This is a genomic window from Streptococcus suis (genome assembly GCA_002831545.1).
GTDB lineage: Bacteria > Bacillota > Bacilli > Lactobacillales > Streptococcaceae > Streptococcus > Streptococcus suis_P.
In genome coordinates, this window is sequence record CP025095.1 from 43,219 (window position 1) to 63,815 (window position 20,597).

Genomic DNA, 20,597 nt, shown 5'->3' on the forward strand with positions numbered 1-20,597 from the left:
ATGACAAGATATTTTTACTTGTATATTCATTTTATGAAACTTCAATGGAAGAGGTATATCCAATATAGAGAAGATGCCGTCATTGGAATAATAGGCTATAGCGTGAACACTGTTATCTCAATCTATGTTTTAAAAGTATTTTTAGATAATCTATCAAATTTTCCTGGATGGTCTACAAATGAGTTAGTACTCTTGTTTGGATTTGTAACAATGGCCAGAGCTGGCTGGAATTTCATTTTCATCAACACCTTATTTATTGGAGATTATGTCAGAGAAGGAACATTTGATGTCTTATTACTTAGGCCAGTAAACACCCTATTACTCATCATTTTTTCAAAGATAGATTTTGAAAGTATTGGCGAATTTTGTATTGGTCTGATAATATTTTGGATGGCACTGCTTACAGAATTTGAAACGTTATCTGCTTGGTTTATACTGAAAATCATCCTTTTACTAATAGGTAGTATTTTATGTTACGCAGCAATCCACCTCTTCGTTAACTCATTAACATTTTTTATCAAAGATGTGTATTCCATTAACTTTATTGTTTGGAGACTGGATGAAACAACTCGCTATCCAAATAGTATTTATCCTAGCTGGTTATCAATATTATTATGGTTCATTCCATATGCATTTATTGGATATTTCCCACTGATGTCAATAACAAAATCATTACCTCTCTTAGCAGATTTAGGGACTATTTCTGCTGGCTATATCATATTTTTACTTGTTTATAAGATTGTTTGGAAATTTAGTATTAGTCGTTATCATAGTTATAGGCAGTAAATTTAGGGATTTATTTTGGAATCGGAGAAAATAAGAATAACATAATGATTTATGACTATCTGTGTTGCAACATTCCTCAGATTCTAGTATAATGGTGCGTGAAACCAGAAGTCTACAGATAGCTATTCAGTCGGTCTTTTATTGCTTTGACGCATGAAGATTTCCAGCAGGTTTTTAGTTTATCAGTTATCAAGCTAAAAGACTAGGAACAGTTAGCTAATTGCGACTCTAGCCAGTGAGATAGGTTTTGTTTATTTTTGCTGTGCTTGCAAGAGGATTCTATATCATATCCCATGTGTAGCGGGATCAACAAGATTTTTGAAACTGTGGAAGGGGGAATGTACCATCTAACAAAAAGGTGTGTGAATTGTCAGTCAGTAGTTGGTATTATTGCGATACAATCGCTATACTGAGATTTGGCATAGATTTTGAGAATAGGTACTGGGAGCTACACCTGGTCTTGAAATAGGAACTGATGGTATAAAGGTAAATTGGAACTCTGTAATCTTTTAATATTGGATTAGAGAGATTTTTTAATATGCGTATTATAGTCCTTCAGTTTTACTTTAATGGTTTAACCAAGTGCTAGCTCAACTGCCAACCATCTTTCGTTCAAGGTGGGCTACTGAAACAAACTGACCACTTAATCAAAATCAGACTATCTTTCGCAGAGGAAATTTGGGATAGCTTGCACGCAATTCATTTCTTTTTTCTAAATGCACGTGAGGCCGAAAATGTTTGCTTTTGATTTTTCTATAAAATATTAAGGAAGTATTATATGAAACAAAATTCTGGACAGACCGTTCATCGCTTTTCTTTGAGAAAAACATCGTTTGGACTAGTATCTGCTACCATTGCTAGTCTTTTTATGCTGTTTTCATTTTCTTCAGAAAGACAGGTATTTGCTGAAGATAGTGCCAAAACAGTGCATTATCGCTATATTGCCGAAGATGAATTAACAGCGTCAGAAAAGCAATTAATCGTAAATGAATTACCGAAATTAGTAGAAGAAAGTGACAATGCCTATTACTTGATTTATAAGCCAAAGCAGTCAGTATCAGAGGGGATTTTGCCCGCTACTGGTGATGAATGGTTTGGGCAAGTAACAGGAGCACTTGTTGGAGCAGGGTTGCTGATTTTGGCTATCCGTAAAGGTCGTAAGGGGAAAAAAGAGTTTGCGGGATTGTTCATTTTAGGGGCGACAGGCTCATTGTTATTAGCACCTCCTGCCTTTTCTTTAACCAATCAAACCTTGGCTCGATTTAATCAGGAATTATCTATCAGTGTAGGTGAACAATTGCCAGAACCGATGACTATTGAGGGCTATAGATATATTGGTTACATAAAGGAAGGTAAGAGTGATGAAATAGTAAAACCGATTCATCCTAACTCTTATTTACCGGGTACAGACAATGCTGTCAATCCAGATAAACCAAGTTTGGCAGTTGAGCATGTAGATAGTGTTCAAACTGAACCCGTCGCTTATGAAACCCAAGAAGTTCCGAATAACGAACTCCTAGCCGGTGAGACAGTTGTCAGCCAAGAAGGAGTTGACGGCGTACGCACCATTGTCACCCGTCGCTATACTGTCGATGGTCAGGTTGTTAAGACCGAGGAGATTTCGAACACGATAACGACCCCAGCTACTCCAAGAATCGTTCAAGTCGGTACCAAGGTCGTAGAGGAAGTCGCAAAGGACGCTCCAAGTCATGAACTGCCAAGCCTAGATATTGTGGAAAGTGATACAAGCTATACTGAACCCGTCGCTTATGAAACCCAAGAGGTTCCGAACAGTGAACTCCTAGCCGGTGAGACGGTTGTCAGTCAAGAAGGCGTTGACGGCGAGCGTACCATTGTCACCCGTAGCTATACTGTTGATGGTCAGGTTGTTAAGACCGAGGAAATTTCGAACACGATAACGACCCCAGCTACTCCAAGAATCGTTCAAGTCGGTACTAAGGTCGTAGAGGAAGTTCCAAAGGATGCCCCAAGCCATGAACTGCCAAGCCTAGATATTGTGGAAAGTGATACAAGCTATACTGAAGCCGTCGCTTATGATACCCTTGAGATCCCTAATAGCGAACTCCTAGCCGGTGAGATGGTTGTCAGCCAAGAAGGAGTAGAGGGCGTACGTACCATTGTCACCCGTAGCTATACTGTTGATGGTCAGGTTGTTAAGACCGAGGAAATTTCGAACACGATAACGACCCCAGCTACTCCAAGAATCGTTCAAGTCGGTACTAAGGTCGTAGAGGAAGTTCCAAAGGATGCCCCAAGCCATGAACTGCCAAGCCTAGATATTGTAGAACGTGACACGCCCCGTACTGAACCCGTCGCCTATGAAACCCAAGAAGTTCCGAATAGCGAACTCCTAGCTGGTGAGATGGTTGTCAGCCAAGAAGGCGTTGACGGCGAGCGTACCATTGTCACACGCAGCTATACTGTCGATGGTCAGGTTGTTAAGACCGAGGAAATTTCGAATGAAATTACTACAGATCCAAGACCAAAGATTGTCCAAGTCGGTACTAAGGTCGTAGAGGAAGTTCCGAAGGATGCCCCAAGTCTCGAACTGCCAAGCCTAGATATTGTAGAACGTGATACGACCCGTACCGAACCCGTCGCCTATGAAACCCAAGAGGTCCCGAACAGCGAACTCCTGGCAGGTGAGACATTTGTCAGCCAAGAGGGAGTAGAGGGCGTACGTACCATTATCATCCGTAGCTATATTATTGATGGTCAGGTTGTTAAGACCGAGGAAATTTCGAATGAAATTACTACAGATCCAAGACCAAAGATTATCCAAGTCGGTACTAAGGTAAAAGAAATACCAACAATTACAATCACTTCTATTGCAGAAGATGAAAATGCAAAATCGGCAGAGGCTAGTTTTGAATTATCAGATAGAACTCAATCTTACATTTCAGCGGTTGCTCAGCTCTATCAGGGAGACCAGCTTGTAAGAGAAATTCCAATTACAGATGTGACTGCACCTCTCGCATTGACAGGTTTGGATTACTATACAGACTATAGTCTAAAAACAATTGTTACCTATAACGTAGGCAAGGGACCAGAGACAAAACTGCAAGAAAGTACACAAGATTTCCGCTTGGATTATAAGAAGATTGAAATTAAGGATATCGACCAAGTGGAGTTATATGGTCTTGACAATGGTCATTATCGCCGTCAATTGTCATTAACTAGCGAATCGGTCAATTTGGACAACTACTTTGTAAAAATCAAATCAGATCGTTTCAAAGAATTACTTCTTCCAATCTCCAAAATTGAAGAAGTAGAGATAGATGGTCAAATCAAGTATAAATTGACTGTTGAAACTGATGAACTGGTTCAGGACACAGGAAACCAATACAATAAAAATTATAGTTTTTATGTGGACAAACGAGTAGAAAGCCAGAACGGTGTATACACTTCTTTCAAAGAATTGTTAACAGCAATAGAAAACGACCCAGCAGGAACCTACACACTTGGTGCAGATATGACTGCTGACGAAGTTGACTTAGCTACAGATGCCCTCTCTTATGTTACATCTACCTTTACAGGTCGTTTGAATGGTGCTCATAATGGCAAATCGTACGCTATCTATAACCTTATTCAGCCACTATTTAATATCATCAAAAATGCTACGGTTGAGAATGTAGACTTGATTGACGTTGCGATTACTTCTAAGACAGAAAAAGTCGGTGCACTTGCTAAAACAGCAACTGGAAGTCAGATAAGGAACGTTTCAGTAGAAGGTAGTCTTTCAGCTCCTACAAGTATCGGAGGGCTTGTCTATCTCGCAAATGGTGCAACTAAGATTACGAATAGTTCCTTTAAAGGTCAGCTTGTAGCAATAGGAACCAATTCAGGAGGTTCAAATATCGGAGGAATTGCAGGCTGGGCAAAGGACAACCATACTACGCTCAGTCAAGTACAAGCTGATGTAGCCATAACTCTCTCTGCTAAGAATAATAACTACCGAGCAGGAGCTCTAGTAGGACACATCCAAAATAGTGCTCGTTTGCAAGACGGAGTAGCCAAGGGAACAATTGTAAACTTGACAACAGCTGGTCAGGTCGGCGGAGTAGTTGGTTCAACCTGGAGTTCTGGAGTTGTAAATAATGTTGTCAGCAGCGTACAGGTAACCAATGGTAAGCGAGTTCATGGAGATACCGCCTATGGTTCGGCCCCTATTACCAATACATTTGTTACTGGTTCGGCTAGCGGAGCTGCAGATAAGTGGAGTACTCAAATTTCTGAAACTGAAGCGGCAAGTAAAATTGCAGCCATGGGAATTACTGCTACGGTAGCAGATAGTCTGAACAACCAAGCTAAGAATTTGTATAGTGTGGATTATAGCTTGCTAGATAAAGCAACTTCTGAACGTGCTATAGCCTATGCTAACATGGAAAAACTGTTACCATTCTATAATAAAGAATATATTGTTTACCTAGCTAACAAGATGGACTTGACAGATAAATTAGCTCAAACGAGATTATTAGATGTTGTTCCAATGGTTGGTAATCAAATTGTAACAGATCCAAATAGTCAGAAACGCGCTATTAATCGTATCATGCTTCACTACGCTGACAATACGGTTGCTTATTTGGATGTTGCTTTCAAGGAAGATTTTGTAAATAACCATGTATCTGATTACACAATTGTAGGAACGGATTTACTCTATACTCCAGAAACATTCTTATCAAACTACGACGGAATGGTTCATCGCCTTACAAATGATATTTCAAGTTTGGTATTTAACTCTGATAAAGTGAAAGCGGTGTTGGGAATTGTAGAGCCTACGACACCACCAACAGAAAACGAGTTGAAGAACTGGGCATCGGATTTGGGAGTTCCATCAACTACTGAACAAAAACCATTGTGGGCACTGTATTTGGAAGATAGTTTCAATAGTGTACGTGATCATCTCGCGGAAGATTTACGGAAAGTGTTGGCTTCTGATAAAGCTATCAATAGCCTAGGTGCATCGGTTGAGAATTATCTAGTTCAGAAGATTTCTCAAAATAAAGAAGCATTAGTGCTGGGTCTTGCATATCTGAAACGTTGGTATAATATTGATTTCGGCGATTTAAATACTCGAGATTTGACTATATTTAAACAAGACTTCTTTGGTAATCAAGCGACCTCTACATTAGATGTTATTATTGCTTTGGGGAATTCTGGATATGACAGTCTTCGTCCAAAGAATAACGTTCAGACCTATGCTAACTCTTTACAGTTAGCAAAAGGAAAAGCTACTTTATTTGACTACCTATCAAGCTACCGTCAATTGTTCTTACCAGATAAAACCAATAATGAGTGGTTGAAAGATACAAGTAAGGCCTATATTGTGGAAATGGCTTCGAATGTTGAAGAAGCTGCTAAGAAGCAAGCACAAGCAACACCGGATAGTCGCTATGCCTTGGGTGTGTATGACCGTATTACGAAGTCAAACTGGGCTCATCAAAACATGCTCCTTCCTCTTCTCACTCTACCAGATGAAAGCATGTATATTATTTCTACCATGTCAACTCTATCGTTCGGTGCTTACGACCGTTACTTGTATGATTCCGCTTCTAATGGTATGAAATTTGAGGATTATATGCATCAGATTGTTGACAGAGCAGCTGTTTGGCAACGAGATCATTTTGATTATTGGTACAGTATTTTGTCTGAAGAATCACGTGAAAAACTATTCCAGTCAGTCTTGAATTATGATGGATTTAATTTCCGTGACTCAGCAAGTAAGGCTACTTGGAAGAGTCTTCAAAATACGGAGCGTTCTTCTATTGCTAACTTCTTTGGTCCAGTAGGTAAATGGTATGCAGCGAATGGATCAGGTGCGTATGCAACAGGTTCTTTAACGCATTTTGTTGTTGATAGAATGCTAGACCAGTATGGTACTTCTGTCTTCACTCACGAGATGGTTCATAACTTTGATGGAGGAATTTATTTCGAAGGAAATGGTCGTCGTCAAGGTTTAGGTGCGGAATTATTTGCTCTTGGTCTATTGCAAGTTCCAAATGGTAATCAGGCACGTTCATTAGGAATTAATACTGTTTACTCTGGAAATGAAGACTCTATAACCCGCTATCATGCTGCTAACCCTGCACAGCGTTATAAAAATGTAGCAGATTTAAATACCTACGTTCACAATATGTTTGATGTCATCTATTTGCTAGACTATTTAGAAGCTAAGTCTGTTTTGAAGCAAAGCGATACTGTCAAGCAGAAATGGTATAGGGTCATTGATAATTACTATATCAAGGATAAAGAAAAGAACACGCATGCAGGAAATACAATCCGTCAGCTGACAATTGAGGAAGCTGCAAAACTGAATACCATCAATGATTTGGTTGACAACAGCATTATCAACCGTCGTGAATATTGGGACACGCATGCTGGCTTAACTCGTAATGGTTATTATACCGTAAGTCTCTTTTCTCCAGTTTATTCCGCCTTATCTAATCCAAATGGCTCTCCGGGAGATTTCATGTTCCGTCGTATGGCCTATGAATTGATGGCAGAAAAGGGCTATGTAGAGGGCTTCATTCCTTATGTATCTAATCAACTTGGTAAAGAAGCGGAAGCGGCTGGGGAACTTGTGTATGATGGTTGGTTTAGACGAAATGTTGGGCTCATCACAGATGACAGAGTCTTTAAACATATTTTTAAAGATGAGTATGCTGATTGGGCAACATTTAAGAAAGCTATGTACCAAAATCGTATTAATCAACTTGACAACTTGGTTGACTTCACAATGACCTACGAATTGGATAAGCCAAACTCAACAAAACAAGTTATGATTAGCTCCTTTGCAGATTTAGAAAAGCTTATGGATGAAGCTGTGGCTCAAGATATGAAGAGCATTGATATCGTACTTGCTCACAATGAGTCAAGTTGGGTCAATGTCCTCAAACAACGGATTTATAATGCTCTTTTGAGAAATACGGATGATTTCAGAACTTCTATTTTTAAATAGTATGAGAAGAAGGAGCGAACTGGTTATATGGTAAATGGTTCCGCCCCTATCGTTCTAGGACTGTAAAGTTATCTGTAAGTCGTTACTTGCAAACCAAGACTCTAGATAACAGCATGCTGTCAAGTGGATATATCGTCATTTAGTTTTTCTTTTATTACTTCGACGACTGAAAAGCTCCATTGGAGGTTTTCAGCCTACCACCTGTCATTAAAAGGGTGGTAGTTTGAAACGTCGTTTCCTTATTTCCAAGTTCAAACACTCCACTGGAGTGTTTGAACTTGCCTTGCCTGATTTTGTAAAAGTGACTTGCTTTGCAAGTATTATCTCCCACCTTGCACAGTCCATTGACTGTGCAAGCAATCTGGGGGATACGAATAGTCCAGTGGACTATTCGTACCTGAGCCTGAAAACAAAAAAGCGAAGTACATCAGCTGGCCACCTAGAAATAAAAAAGCATTGAGTTATGCCTGCGACTGTTGAAGCGAACTTGGTTCGCACTATCTCCAGCCTTCAGAGGATCCCCCAAATCTTTGAAGCGAGTACTAAAAGTAAATTAAAAGACTATAAATATGACAAAAGCGGCTGTTCCAGTCACGACCTTGTCCCTACTTGTTTAGGAGGGATAAGGTCGTTTTTTATACAGCGGACAGTTTTGAAGAATCCATAGGCTAGCTATTCTCGATACACTGCGAATACCTAAAGTAGACCAATCCGTGTCCATTTGGCTATCCAGTGAGCATCCTTCTTGTCGGTTTTCTGACCTGGAATAGCCTTCATGTGTGCTGGTTGAGCGAGTATCAACTTGAAGTCATCACAGAGAGCGTGCCAGACAGGTCGCCAATAAACACCTGTGCTTTCCATACCAACAGCTTCCACACGAAATTGACCGAGAAAATTGTGGCAAGCACGTAGGACTTTAGTCGTTGTATCAAATGTAGCCATCTCACGCTTTGGACGAGTTGAGGTGAGTGGTCCATGTAGGATACAGACGACAATATTGGCTTGATGGACATCAATACCTGCACAAGATTGATAGAGAACATCCATGACAATTCCCTCCTTCTAAAAATTAGAGAGCTTATCTACCGAATTTTAGTCGTATTTTTATACTCATGCCTATCGCATATTTTGGGGTGCTCGTCAGTAGAGTGGATCAGTTTTTCCCTCGATGACTAACATCATTAACTCGTCAACCACAAAAATTATAAGAAATATGTACCGCCTAACGAAGGTGAAGCCATCATGGCTGTCTTGTCCAGCCTCTTTTCCATTCCCGAACATTACTCGGCTTTTTCTATCAAAATCCGTCTGTTTTTGCTATACTGTTTATAGAAAATCCGTTTTTGAGGTGTAAATAATGAAACTTTTGGTTGTCGGATCTGGTGGTCGTGAACATGCTATCGCAAAGAAATTGCTAGAGTCTGAGCAGGTAGAACAGGTCTTTGTTGCTTCTGGAAATGACGGAATGACCTTGGATGGTATCAAGTTAGTCAATTTCGGAATTTCCGAACATTCTGCCCTGATCAACTTTGCTAAGGAAAATGACGTAGCTTGGACTTTTGTGGGTCCAGATGATGCTCTGGCAGCAGGAATCGTCGATGATTTTGAACAGGCGGGACTAAAAGCTTTTGGCCCTAGTCGTCTAGCTGCGGAGCTGGAGTGGTCAAAAGACTTTGCCAAGCAAATTATGGTCAAATACGGTATTCCAACAGCAGCCTTTGGCACATTTTCCAACTTCGAAGAAGCCAAAGCCTACATCGAAGAGCAGGGTGCACCCATCGTGGTCAAGGCGGACGGCTTGGCACTGGGCAAGGGTGTGGTCGTGGCGGAAACCGTTGAGCAGGCGGTCGAAGCAGCACGGGAGATGCTCTTGGACAACAAGTTCGGCGACTCGGGTGCGCGCGTGGTCATCGAGGAGTTCTTGGCGGGCGAGGAGTTTTCCCTCTTTGCCCTGGTCAACGGCGACCAGTTCTATATTCTGCCGACAGCCCAGGACCACAAGCGTGTCTTTGACGGCGACCAGGGTCCTAACACAGGCGGTATGGGGGCTTACGCTCCTGTTCCCCACCTACCTCAAAACGTGGTGGACACAGCGGTTGACACCATTGTCAAGCCTATTCTTGAGGGCATGATTGCGGAAGGGCGGTCTTATCTGGGCGTGCTCTATGCTGGTTTGATTCTGACAGAGCAAGGTCCCAAGGTCATCGAGTTCAACGCCCGTTTTGGCGACCCAGAAACCCAGATTATCCTGCCTCGTCTGACCTCTGACTTTGCTCAGAACATTGTAACCGCCCAATAACAAGGTATCTATCTAATCACTCCCTCCTCCTGTATACTGTTATAAAAAACAAAACTGGAGGATTTATTATGTCACACCCCATCGTCCCATTGACTATTCCCCTATCTCGCCGCTTTGAGAAGAAAGGCAGAAATGATATTCTGATGAAAATTCGTCTCGGAAAAGTGGAAGTCACATTCTTTCACTCTATCAACCAAAAAATATTAGAAACAATCTTGGATAAGGTACTGCACTATGACCATCCGACTCAGTGATTTAGGTCAAGTCTACTTGGTTTGCGGTAAAACGGACATGCGTCAAGGGATTGATTCTCTCGCCTACCTTGTCAAAAGTCAATTCAATCTGGATCCCTTTTCAGGTCAGGTCTATCTCTTCTGCGGAGGTCGAAAAGACCGATTCAAAGCTCTTTACTGGGACGGACAAGGATTTTGGTTATTGTATAAACGTTTTGAGAATGGAAAATTGACCTGGCCAAACAATGAAGAAGAGGTCAAGGCTCTAACTTCCGAGCAGGTGGACTGGCTCATGAAAGGATTTTCTATCAATCCAAAAATAAATCTTTCAAAAAGTCGTGATTTCTATTGAAATCATGGCTTTTCTTTGTGTATAATGAGATAAAAAGAAGGAGATTGGTTATGTCATCACTAGAAAAAATTATTGAAACACAGTCAAAAACGATAGATATGATGGCTAATGAACTTACCCTCCTTCGTGAACAGATTGAGTATCTGAGACAGAAACTCTACGGAAAATCATCAGAGAAGGTTGTGTATCAACCCGGTCAGCTGAGCTTGTTTGGGGAGGAAATTCTCCCTGAAGAAGAAGCTGACTTACCCAGTTGAAACAGAAACGATTACCTATAAACGCAAGAAAGCTAAGGGAGTTCGTCAGGCTATTTTCAGCCAATTCACTCCAGAGATAGTGCATCACGAATTGCAAGGCGAAGATTGTACCTGTCCAGACTGTCATGGTCAATTAAAGGAGATTGGTTCAACTGTTCAACGACAAGAGTTGGTCTTCATTCCTGCACAATTAAAGCGGATTGACCATGTTCAACACGCATACAAGTGTCAGGCATGTAGTCAGAAGAATCTGAGCGATAAGATTATCAAGGCTCCCATTCCTAAGGCACCTTTGGCACACAGCTTGGGTTCAGCCTCTATCATTGCCCACACCATTCACCAGAAGTTCAATCTGAAGGTGCCCAATTACCGTCAGGAAGAGGATTGGAACAAGCTCGGTCTGCCCATCAGTCGCAAGGAAATAGCCAATTGGCACATCAAGTCTAGTCAGTATTATTTCGAACCGATTTATAACCTGTTGCACGAGAAATTGTTGGAGCAGCCTATTCTCCATGCGGATGAAACCTCCTACAAGGTCTTAGAAAATGATAGCCAGTTGACCTTCTACTGGACTTTCTTGTCTGGGAAGCATGAGAAAAAGGGCATCACCCTCTATCATCATGACAAACGACGGAGTGGCTTGGTTGTGGAGGAAGTTCTTGGGGACTATGCGGGCTATGTACATTGTGACATGTGGTCAGCCTATCGGCAGTTAGACAAGGCTCAGCTGGTTGGCTGTTGGGCTCATGTCAGAAGAAAATTCTTTGAGGCGACTCCTAAGAAGACAGACAAGACTTCTTTAGGAGCCAAGGGCTTAGCCTATTGCGACCGCCTGTTTGCCTTGGAGAATGACTGGACTGACTTGTCTACTGAGGAGCGGCTGCATAAACGGCAGACAGAGTTGGCTCCCTTGATGGACGAGTTCTTTGATTGGTGTCGCAATCAGGCTGTCTTGCCAGGTTCCAAATTGGGCACTGCAATAGAGTATAGCCTCAAATACGAAACCACCTTCCGAACCGTTCTCTCGGATGGCGATTTAGTCCTGTCCAACAATATGGCTGAGAGGGCTATGAAGACCTTGGTGATGGGACGTAAAAATTGGCTGTTCTCTCAAAGCTTTGAGGGGGCCAAGTCGACAGCTATCATTTTGAGTCTTTTAGAAACTGCTAAACGACACGGTCTTGATGCAGAGAAATATATGACCTATCTTCTAGAACACTTACCTAACGAAGAGACGCTCGCAAAAAAAGAAGTTCTGGAGGCTTATTTACCATGGGCTGAAAATATTCAAGAAAAGTGCAAATAGAAAAAGGTTCCAGAGTCGACAGGACTTTGGAACCTTTTCAATATACCTTGTTATTGGGCGGTTACAGAACATTGACGACATTCTCCACAAACGCCCGACACAGCTGACTTGGCTGGATAGTGGCGTGACGCTGGGCGTAGTCGTGGCATCAAACGGCTACCCTCTGGACTACGAAAAAGGTGTAGAGTTACCAGCGAAGACCGAGGGCGACATCACGACTTACTATGCAGGGGCTCGTTTTGCGGACAATAGCAGAGCACTGCTATCAAACGGCGGTCGGGTCTATATGTTAGTCACCACAGCAGACACCGTACAAGAAGCCCAGGAAAAAATTTACGCGGAGCTGAAAAATCAAGATACGACAGGCCTCTTTTATCGGACAGATATTGGAAGTAAAGCTGTTAAATAATTTGGCATAAGAAAAGGAAGTGCAAATATGAACATTCCAATTTCCATCATCATGGGGTCTAGTTCCGACTGGAAAACCATGAAAAAAGCAGCCGATGTGCTGGACAAATTTGGCGTAGCCTACGAAAAGAAAGTGGTCTCTGCCCACCGCACCCCAGACCTCATGTTCCGTCACGCCGAAGAGGCGCGTGGTCGTGGCATCAAGGTTATTATCGCAGGAGCGGGTGGTGCGGCTCATTTGCCAGGTATGGTGGCAGCTAAGACAACCTTGCCTGTTATCGGTGTCCCTGTCCAATCTCGTGCCCTCAGCGGTGTGGATTCGCTCTATTCTATCGTGCAGATGCCGGGTGGCGTCCCTGTTGCGACTATGGCGATCGGCGAAGCAGGTGCCACCAACGCAGCCTTGACCGCTCTTCGCATTCTCTCCATTGAGGATGAAAACATTGCAGCTCAGCTGACAGACTTTGCCAAGGAACAAGAAAACATTGCGGAGGCGATGACAGATGATCTCATCTAAGACAATCGGAATTATCGGCGGCGGTCAGCTGGGGCAGATGATGGCTATTTCCGCCATTTACATGGGGCACAAGGTGATCACGCTGGATCCTGCGGCGGACTGCCCAGCCTCCAAGGTCAGCGAGGTTATCGTCGCTCCCTATCACGATGTGGCAGCCCTCAAGCAGTTGGCGGAGCGGTGCGATGTCCTGACCTACGAGTTTGAAAATGTCGATGCCGACGGACTGGACGCGGTCATCAAGGACGGCCAGCTCCCTCAAGGGACAGATCTCCTCCGCATTTCTCAAAACCGTATTTTTGAGAAGGATTTTTTGGCAAAAAAAGCTGGCGTGCAAGTCGCCCCCTACAAAGTCGTCACATCTAGCCTAGACCTAGAAGGTCTGGACCTCAGCAAAAACTACGTTTTGAAGACAGCCACTGGGGGCTATGATGGACATGGCCAGAAGGTCATTCGAGAAGAGGCGGACTTGGTAGAGGCTAGTCAGTTAGCTAACTCTGCCGAGTGTGTTTTGGAAGAGTTTGTGCATTTCGACCTAGAAATCTCCGTCCTTGTATCTGGCAACGGCTCCGACTATACCGTCTTTCCTGTGCAGGAAAATATCCACCGCAATAATATTCTTTACAAGACCATTGTGCCTGCCCGTATTTCAGATGAACTTGCTGAAAAAGCCAAAAACATGGCCCTGCAAATCGCAGATAAGCTCCATTTGGCAGGCACCCTCTGTGTTGAAATGTTTGTGGCAGGGCAAGAAATTCTTGTGAATGAAATTGCCCCTCGTCCTCATAATTCAGGGCATTATTCTATTGAAGCCTGTGATTTTTCACAGTTTGACACCCATATTCGAGGCATTCTAGGGGAGCCTCTGCCCTCTATCCGCCTGCTTTCTCCAGCCGTCATGATTAACGTCCTCGGACAAGATATGGAAGCAGTCCAAACCTTTCTTCAAGAAAACCCTAGCGCCCACCTCCACCTCTATGGTAAAATAGAAGCAAAACACAACCGCAAGATGGGACACGTGACGGTGTTGGGGGAAGACGTTGATGGTGTGGAGGAGTTTTAGGAAGGAGTAGAACTTAGTAATTAAGTGCGACCGTGCACTAATTGATAATGGGGAAGAAAAGCACTTGCTTTTAAATATTATATAGATTATTTATAAAGGATGAAAATAAATGGAAATGGATTTTTTTAATACTAACAACAACACTTTAAAAACGGATAGTTTAGAAATAAACAAAATATTCTGGCAATGAGAAATAACACTATTCAAATAAATAACATTTCTATGATGAGTAATTCGGAATTGAAGTTTCAAGTTACAATCAGAGAAATAGTGGCTATTTTATTCTTCTTCTCTCTTCTGTTTATAGATTTCATACCAAAGATTATACCAATGATTGTTTTAGCTGTGTTAGGATATAACATTTATCAGAGATATCAAAAGCATTTAAAAGATAAGTACTTCATTGAATTTAATCTTGGGTCAAGTAAGAATTATTATTTATTTTTTGAAGACAAAAATTTTAGGGATGAAGTTTCGGATGTAATAAAGAAGTCGTTTAATCTTAAGGGGCAGACGACTTATATTGACATAAAAAACCAAAATATCAACAGCGGTTCGGGTACTCAAGAAGTAATAGAAGATAAAACGGTACATGAAACTAATATTGCTGGAAACGATAACATTGTTGGTACTAATTTTGGACAAGGGAATACGATCTCAATCAAGGGTGATGCAGTATCTAATTCCAACATTACTGAGAATGCAAAGATATCCAATTCTAATTTAGAAACTAACAAAAGTTTGCCCTGGGAAGCAGTAACAGCTGATTTAAATCGTCTAATCAATGAAAAGGCTTTTTCAGATGAACTAAGAAATGTTTTTTCAGAATTGCTAGACGCTAGTAAAGAAAAGAACTTTGATAACTTTAATTCAGTTGTCAAAGAAAATGAAAAATGGTTTGATAACTCTTTTGTAAAGGATGTCATGTCATCTACTTTATCTAATATAATTTCAGGAATACTTTTGATGTAAATCAAAAGGGTAAAAACTTAAAAGATGTTATAAATATAAAGAAATTTTTGCTAGTCTTTTCATAAGTATTAAACGAAAATTATGAGGAGCTTGTCTTTATAACGGCTTGGCAAAGTTGAATAATAAAAAAGAATCTAGAGTTATTTATATATAGACAACGACCTAGATTTTGATAACAACAATCATTACGGTTATTTCATTAATCGGACTATAGAAAAAGTTGTTGTCTTGAAAAGGTGTTTAAGAATCATAAGTAAGATAAGAGGTAGAGAACTAAGTATGATCAATCGTTATTCCCGTCCAGAGATGGCGGCTATTTGGAGTGAAGAGAACAAGTACAAGGCTTGGTTGGAGGTGGAAATCCTCGCTGATGAGGCCTGGGCTGAGTTGGGTGAGATTCCCAAAGAAGATGTGGCCTTGATTCGTGAGAAGGCGACTTTTGACATCGACCGCATTTTAGAGATTGAAGAGGAAACCCGTCACGATGTGGTGGCCTTCACACGTGCGGTTTCGGAAAGTCTTGGTGAGGAACGCAAGTGGGTCCACTATGGTCTGACTTCGACCGATGTGGTAGATACGGCTTACGGCTACCTCTACAAGCAGGCCAACGACATCATCCGTCGCGACCTTGAAAACTTTACCACTATCATCGCCGACAAGGCGCGTGAACACAAGTACACCATCATGATGGGGCGGACCCACGGTGTCCATGCGGAGCCAACGACCTTCGGTCTTAAATTGGCGACTTGGTATAGCGAAATGAAACGCAACATGGGGCGTTTCGATGTAGCGGCCAAGGGTGTCGAGGCTGGTAAAATTTCAGGAGCGGTTGGAAACTTTGCTAACATTCCTCCATTTGTGGAAGAGTATGTTTGTGGTAAATTGGGCATTCGTCCGCAGGAAATTTCTACCCAGGTCCTTCCTCGTGACCTCCACGCAGAATATTTCTCAGCCCTAGCCTTGATTGCAACGTCTATCGAGCGTATGGCGACAGAAATCCGTGGGCTACAAAAATCTGAACAACGTGAAGTCGAAGAGTATTTCGCCAAAGGCCAAAAAGGCAGCTCTGCTATGCCCCATAAACGTAACCCTATCGGCTCTGAAAATATGACCGGTCTGGCTCGCGTGGTGCGTGGTCACTTGGTGACGGCTTTTGAGAATGTGGCTCTCTGGCACGAACGTGATATTTCCCACTCGTCAGCGGAGCGGATTATCACGCCGGATACGACTATCCTCATCAACTATATGCTCAACCGTTTTGGCAATATCGTTAAGAACTTGACGGTCTTCCCTGAAAATATGAAACGCAATATGGAGTCAACCTTTGGCTTGATTTACAGCCAGCGTGTCATGCTCAGTTTGATTGAAAAAGGCATGACCCGTGAGGAAGCCTATGATTTGGTGCAACCAAAAACAGCACAGTCTTGGGATAATCAAGTGGACTTCAAGCCCCTTCTCGAAGCGGATGAGCGCGTGACTGCTAAACTCAGCCAGGAAGAAATCGATGAACTCTTCAACCCAGACTACTATGCTAAGCGGGTAGATGATATCTTTGAACGACTTGGATTATAAAAAATTAAAATTCTTTGGATTTTCCAGAGAATTTTTTTATTTATTTGCGAATAAATAGGTGAAGGGGAAAACAAGCTCCTTCCGAAGACAATCATTCGTGGATAAAAATAATACTCTTCGAAAATCGAAATCAGACGTTGTTGACTTGATTTGATGAACTTCAGTTCTATCTGCATCTGCGTCGCCTAGTCTGATTTTGATTTTCATTGAGTATAACTTATTTTTTACAAAAGTTTACGAATAGATAAGTGTAGGGGAAAACAAGCTCACAACTTATTCAAAAAAAGTATCGTCATTTAGTTTTTCTTTTATTACTTCGTTAACTTGCCTTGCCTAACTCTAGTTATGCCTGCGGCTCGTTGCCTAGTACTAAAAGTAAACTAAAAGACTATAAAAAATTTTTTTAAAAAATGCAAACGATTTGCGAATAAGTAAGTGAGAGGGAAAACACCCCCTCTAGGAGATACACACTTGAAAAAAATAAATCATTTTCAAAATGATTTACGAATAAACAAGTGTAGGAAAAATGAAAGGAGAAGAAGGATGAAAAAGAAGTTCAAGATTGTAAACAAACGTACAACGATTGACCTCGGGATTATTAAGTATAGCTACCGTCGTGGTCGCCATACTTTGTAAACAGGGTAATAAATTATATTTTTTGTAAATTTTTAAAGTAAAAGGAGTAAAAAATGAAAAAAACATTCAAAAAATCAAGTAAACGTGCAACAATTCGTCTAGGAAACCTTACTATCAGCTACCGTTACCCACGCTTTACTTTGTAAGAGGAGGAGATAAAAATGGGAAAATTCTTTAAGAAAAATAAACGTATCACTATTGATCTAGGTATTATTAAATATACTTATCGTCGCGGTCGTCACACTTTGTAAACAGAGTAATAAATTATATTTTTGTAAATTTTTAAAGTAAAAGGAGTAAAAAATGAAAAAAACATTCAAAAAATCAAGCAAACGTGCAACAATTCGTCTAGGAAACCTTACTATCAGCTACCGTTACCCACGCTTTACTTTGTAAGAGGAGGAGATAAAAATGGGAAAATTCTTTAAGAAAAATCAGCGCATCACTATTGATCTAGGTATTATTAAATATACTTATCGTCGCGGTCGTCACACTTTGTAAAGAAACTTATTGATAGCTAATATTGTTTAGCTATCAATAAGATGGGTATTATGGGTTAATGCCTATCTTATTGATAAAAAGGAGATAAAATGAATATGTTTCGGTCAATTTTTAAGTCGGTGATACATCGAAGGGATGTTGCTTTGTTCTATGCTTTTGCTGGTTTACCAATCTTAGTTCCTATACTGTCCAAATTTTTGGTAGGCGTAAAGGCTGAATATACGGATAATTTTTTAGATTTTCTAGGAGCAGCATTGTCAACACAGGATGGGATAGTGTTACCAACATTGTTGTTATCCTTGATAATTTCCGCAGTTTTTAGGGATGAGATTGATAGTGGCATTCTATTTTTATACAAAGATTTGAATAGAACCCGACTTTTTAATGCAAAAATCATTAGTTTAGTGGTGATGTATGCCTCTTATGTCCTTCTAACAGTGCTGACAAGTGCAATTGCCTATTTTGGTTTCTTGAATACTTTTGGAAAGGTAATATCGAATGATTGGAGTAATGTACAGTCCACTTTGCTATCTATTTTTGCAACAATCTCCATCAATATTATCGGTGTTTTATTGGTTGCCATGGTTTCTATTAAAGCCAAATCCTTACAGGCAGTTCTAGCAGGAGTTTTTTGGTCGCTATTTACAACAACTGCACCATTTCTGATTGGAGTTCGTTATGTCGTACCAAATGGCTATGCTCAGATGAGTTTTAATCAGCCACTGCTTGCATGGTCCTTGGTAGTAGCTATAACGATATTTTATATTGTTGCTACCTATCTTAAAGGTCGTTCGAACTTTGAAAAGTTGGAATTTTAGAGGTATGTTATGGTAATTCGTTATATGAGACCAGTTGCCTTATCCATTGCTTTGATTATTTTAGCATCAATTTCTTATCTTCTGGCAACATCTTTGGTTTTATTTAGCTCCAGTCAATTTTTACAGCTAGCCTACCTATTTTCTATTATGGTTGGAATGCCAGTAGGGTTTATTCTACTTCCATCTATGTTAACCAAACGTTACCAGCTTTGTCAGGAGCTATCGGAAGTGAAGTTCAGTTGGAAAAGCTTCGTTTTGCTGGCTATTGCAATTTTCTTGGTCAATTTCTGGTTTATTCAGAGTGATGAGTATGTGAATCAATTTATTATTGCGACTTGTGAAGAATTCTTGTTCCGTTATCTTATCTATCGTATTCTAAAAAGTGAATACCCTACTTGGCTATCTATGTTGGTCGCTTCTCTCTTGTTTGGAGTTCTGCTACACATGAATTATCCCTTGCTGGATAATCTATTAATCCGAACTCCACTAGGTTTATTGTTCTCTGTGTTAGCTACTCGTTTTGGTTTGCAGTATGCTATCGGAGGACATTGGTTATACAATCTGTTAGTTTCGAGATTTCCATTTTAATTGTGAGGGTCATGATGATATTTATTCTATTATTGAGTCTATTTTATATTTGTTTGACAGTTGCTAGTTCGCAACTATTGCTAAGTCTCTCTGTTCCTGTTTTATTGTTGTTGACTTATTTGCTACCGCCCATTGTCAATTCAATCTGTATGGGATTACAAAAGACTGAGTCTTGGAAAGCATGGTCAGCGGGCATTTTTCCAACAATGTCAATGATATTTTATGCCGCTTTTGCCTACCTTACGAGTAGCAATGGTCAGTGGGCTCAGTTTGCTCAACTGCATACAGTTTCAGATGATGTCATGAGTGTCGAGCTGGCAGGAGAATTGTTAGTTCCATCACAAATGCTATTTGTTGCCGTACTATATTATGGTGCAGCTATTGCCACTTATTTTATTCAGCAGGCAGGTCGTAAGAAAGAAAAAGGAGTTACTTATGCTTAAAATCAATCATTTATCAAAACAGTTTGCAGGAAACGAATTTTACTCACTAAAAGATGTGAGTTTGGAGATCAATAAGGGCGAGATAGTTGGTCTGATTGGGAAAAACGGAGCTGGAAAATCCACACTCATGAAACTAATGGCTAAGTCCCTAAAACCAAGTTCGGGAACCATTACATATAAGGGTACGGATATTTTTAGTCAGGATAATTTGTTAGCAGACTTTGGAATTATGATCGATCCAGTCTTCTATCCAGAAATGACTGTTATGGACAACCTCAAGTTTTATTTGGACTTGCATGGGAAAAAAGACCTCTATCCAAATATTGAGAAGACTTTGAAATTGGTAGAATTATGGGAAGCTCGCAATCGGAAACCCAAGGGATTCTCGTTTGGTATGAAACAACGGACTGCTTTGGCGATTGCCTTGGTTGCGGAGCCAGATTTCCTTATCTTAGATGAGCCTTTTGTGGGCTTGGACCCGATTGGTGTTCAGAAATTGATTGATATCTTGAAGCAGTGGTCTAGTGAGCGACAAATTTCCATGCTGATTTCGAGTCACCAACTAGGTGAGTTGGAGGCCTTGTGCAGCCGCTATGTCTATATCGAATCGGGAGAATTGGCAGAGGCTTTTGAAGGCAAATCTCATCCAAGTGTGCTCGTGCAGTTGGACACAACTAAAAACCTAGATTCTGTAGAGGCTTTGCTCAATGACCATGTGGTGCTAGAGGGGGAAGTGCTAGAGATTTCCACTGCCACGCCTACAAGTGAGCTAAATCAGATTTTTGGTGTGTTGGCTCGTCAAGAATTGATTGTGAAATTAGAAGTGAAAGAGAATCACTTGAAAGAAATCTTTACGAAAGGGTAGTGAGT

15 protein-coding genes and 3 pseudogenes are annotated in these 20,597 nt (G+C 41.0%); 17 read left to right on the plus strand and 1 reads right to left on the minus strand.

Annotated features, from left to right (window positions below; genetic code table 11):
- The 3 genes from CWM22_00275 (at position 1) to CWM22_00285 (ending at position 8,225) form a co-directional block, all read left to right on the plus strand.
- Positions 1-786 (plus strand): hypothetical protein, encoded by a 786-nt coding sequence (locus tag CWM22_00275; protein ID AUC90486.1) that lies wholly within the window; start codon positions 1-3, stop codon positions 784-786.
- Positions 787-1,564: 778 nt separating this feature from the next.
- Complete coding sequence (locus CWM22_00280; GenBank protein ID AUC90487.1) at positions 1,565-7,765, plus strand: peptidase; 6,201 nt, start codon at positions 1,565-1,567, stop codon at positions 7,763-7,765.
- A gap of 301 nt (positions 7,766-8,066) precedes the next feature.
- Positions 8,067-8,225, plus strand: coding sequence for a hypothetical protein (locus CWM22_00285; protein AUC92815.1), 159 nt, complete (start codon positions 8,067-8,069; stop codon positions 8,223-8,225).
- A gap of 239 nt (positions 8,226-8,464) precedes the next feature.
- Here CWM22_00285 and CWM22_00290 read toward each other — a convergent pair.
- A pseudogene (locus tag CWM22_00290) lies at positions 8,465-8,812 on the minus strand (IS110 family transposase).
- Positions 8,813-9,122: 310 nt separating this feature from the next.
- Between CWM22_00290 and CWM22_00295 the strand changes: the two are divergent.
- The 14 genes and pseudogenes from CWM22_00295 (at position 9,123) to CWM22_00360 (ending at position 20,592) form a co-directional block, all read left to right on the plus strand.
- Positions 9,123-10,049: pseudogene (locus CWM22_00295) on the plus strand (phosphoribosylamine--glycine ligase).
- Between the two features lie 83 nt (positions 10,050-10,132).
- The gene (locus CWM22_00300; protein ID AUC90488.1) at positions 10,133-10,318 is read left to right on the plus strand and encodes a hypothetical protein; all 186 of its coding nucleotides are present in this window, start codon (positions 10,133-10,135) and stop codon (positions 10,316-10,318) included.
- Complete coding sequence (locus tag CWM22_00305) at positions 10,299-10,649, plus strand: IS66 family insertion sequence hypothetical protein (GenBank protein ID AUC90489.1); 351 nt, start codon at positions 10,299-10,301, stop codon at positions 10,647-10,649. Before CWM22_00300 ends, CWM22_00305 begins: the two co-directional genes overlap by 20 nt.
- Positions 10,650-10,699: 50 nt before the next feature.
- A complete protein-coding gene (locus CWM22_00310; protein ID AUC90490.1) occupies positions 10,700-10,906 on the plus strand; it encodes a transposase in 207 nt (68 codons plus the stop codon).
- A complete protein-coding gene (locus CWM22_00315; protein ID AUC90491.1) occupies positions 10,860-12,212 on the plus strand; it encodes a transposase in 1,353 nt (450 codons plus the stop codon). Before CWM22_00310 ends, CWM22_00315 begins: the two co-directional genes overlap by 47 nt.
- 64 nt (positions 12,213-12,276) lie before the next feature.
- Positions 12,277-12,621 (plus strand): annotated as a pseudogene (locus CWM22_00320) (phosphoribosylamine--glycine ligase).
- Between the two features lie 27 nt (positions 12,622-12,648).
- Positions 12,649-13,137, plus strand: a complete 489-nt coding sequence (gene purE, locus CWM22_00325; protein AUC90492.1) for a 5-(carboxyamino)imidazole ribonucleotide mutase — start codon at positions 12,649-12,651, stop codon at positions 13,135-13,137.
- Positions 13,124-14,197: a 5-(carboxyamino)imidazole ribonucleotide synthase gene (locus CWM22_00330; protein AUC90493.1), complete on the plus strand. Its 1,074-nt coding sequence runs from the start codon at positions 13,124-13,126 to the stop codon at positions 14,195-14,197. Before purE ends, CWM22_00330 begins: the two co-directional genes overlap by 14 nt.
- Positions 14,198-14,419: 222 nt before the next feature.
- The gene (locus CWM22_00335) at positions 14,420-15,169 is read left to right on the plus strand and encodes a hypothetical protein (GenBank protein AUC90494.1); all 750 of its coding nucleotides are present in this window, start codon (positions 14,420-14,422) and stop codon (positions 15,167-15,169) included.
- A gap of 279 nt (positions 15,170-15,448) precedes the next feature.
- The gene (locus tag CWM22_00340) at positions 15,449-16,741 is read left to right on the plus strand and encodes an adenylosuccinate lyase (GenBank protein ID AUC90495.1); all 1,293 of its coding nucleotides are present in this window, start codon (positions 15,449-15,451) and stop codon (positions 16,739-16,741) included.
- A gap of 1,226 nt (positions 16,742-17,967) precedes the next feature.
- Positions 17,968-18,696, plus strand: coding sequence for an amino acid transporter (locus CWM22_00345; protein AUC90496.1), 729 nt, complete (start codon positions 17,968-17,970; stop codon positions 18,694-18,696).
- 9 nt (positions 18,697-18,705) lie between these two features.
- Positions 18,706-19,284, plus strand: a complete 579-nt coding sequence (locus tag CWM22_00350) for a CPBP family intramembrane metalloprotease (GenBank protein ID AUC90497.1) — start codon at positions 18,706-18,708, stop codon at positions 19,282-19,284.
- 11 nt (positions 19,285-19,295) lie between these two features.
- The gene (locus tag CWM22_00355) at positions 19,296-19,727 is read left to right on the plus strand and encodes a hypothetical protein (protein ID AUC90498.1); all 432 of its coding nucleotides are present in this window, start codon (positions 19,296-19,298) and stop codon (positions 19,725-19,727) included.
- Positions 19,720-20,592: an ABC transporter ATP-binding protein gene (locus CWM22_00360; protein AUC90499.1), complete on the plus strand. Its 873-nt coding sequence runs from the start codon at positions 19,720-19,722 to the stop codon at positions 20,590-20,592. The genes CWM22_00355 and CWM22_00360 overlap by 8 nt, the downstream gene beginning before the upstream one ends.
- Positions 20,593-20,597: the final 5 nt, after the last annotated feature.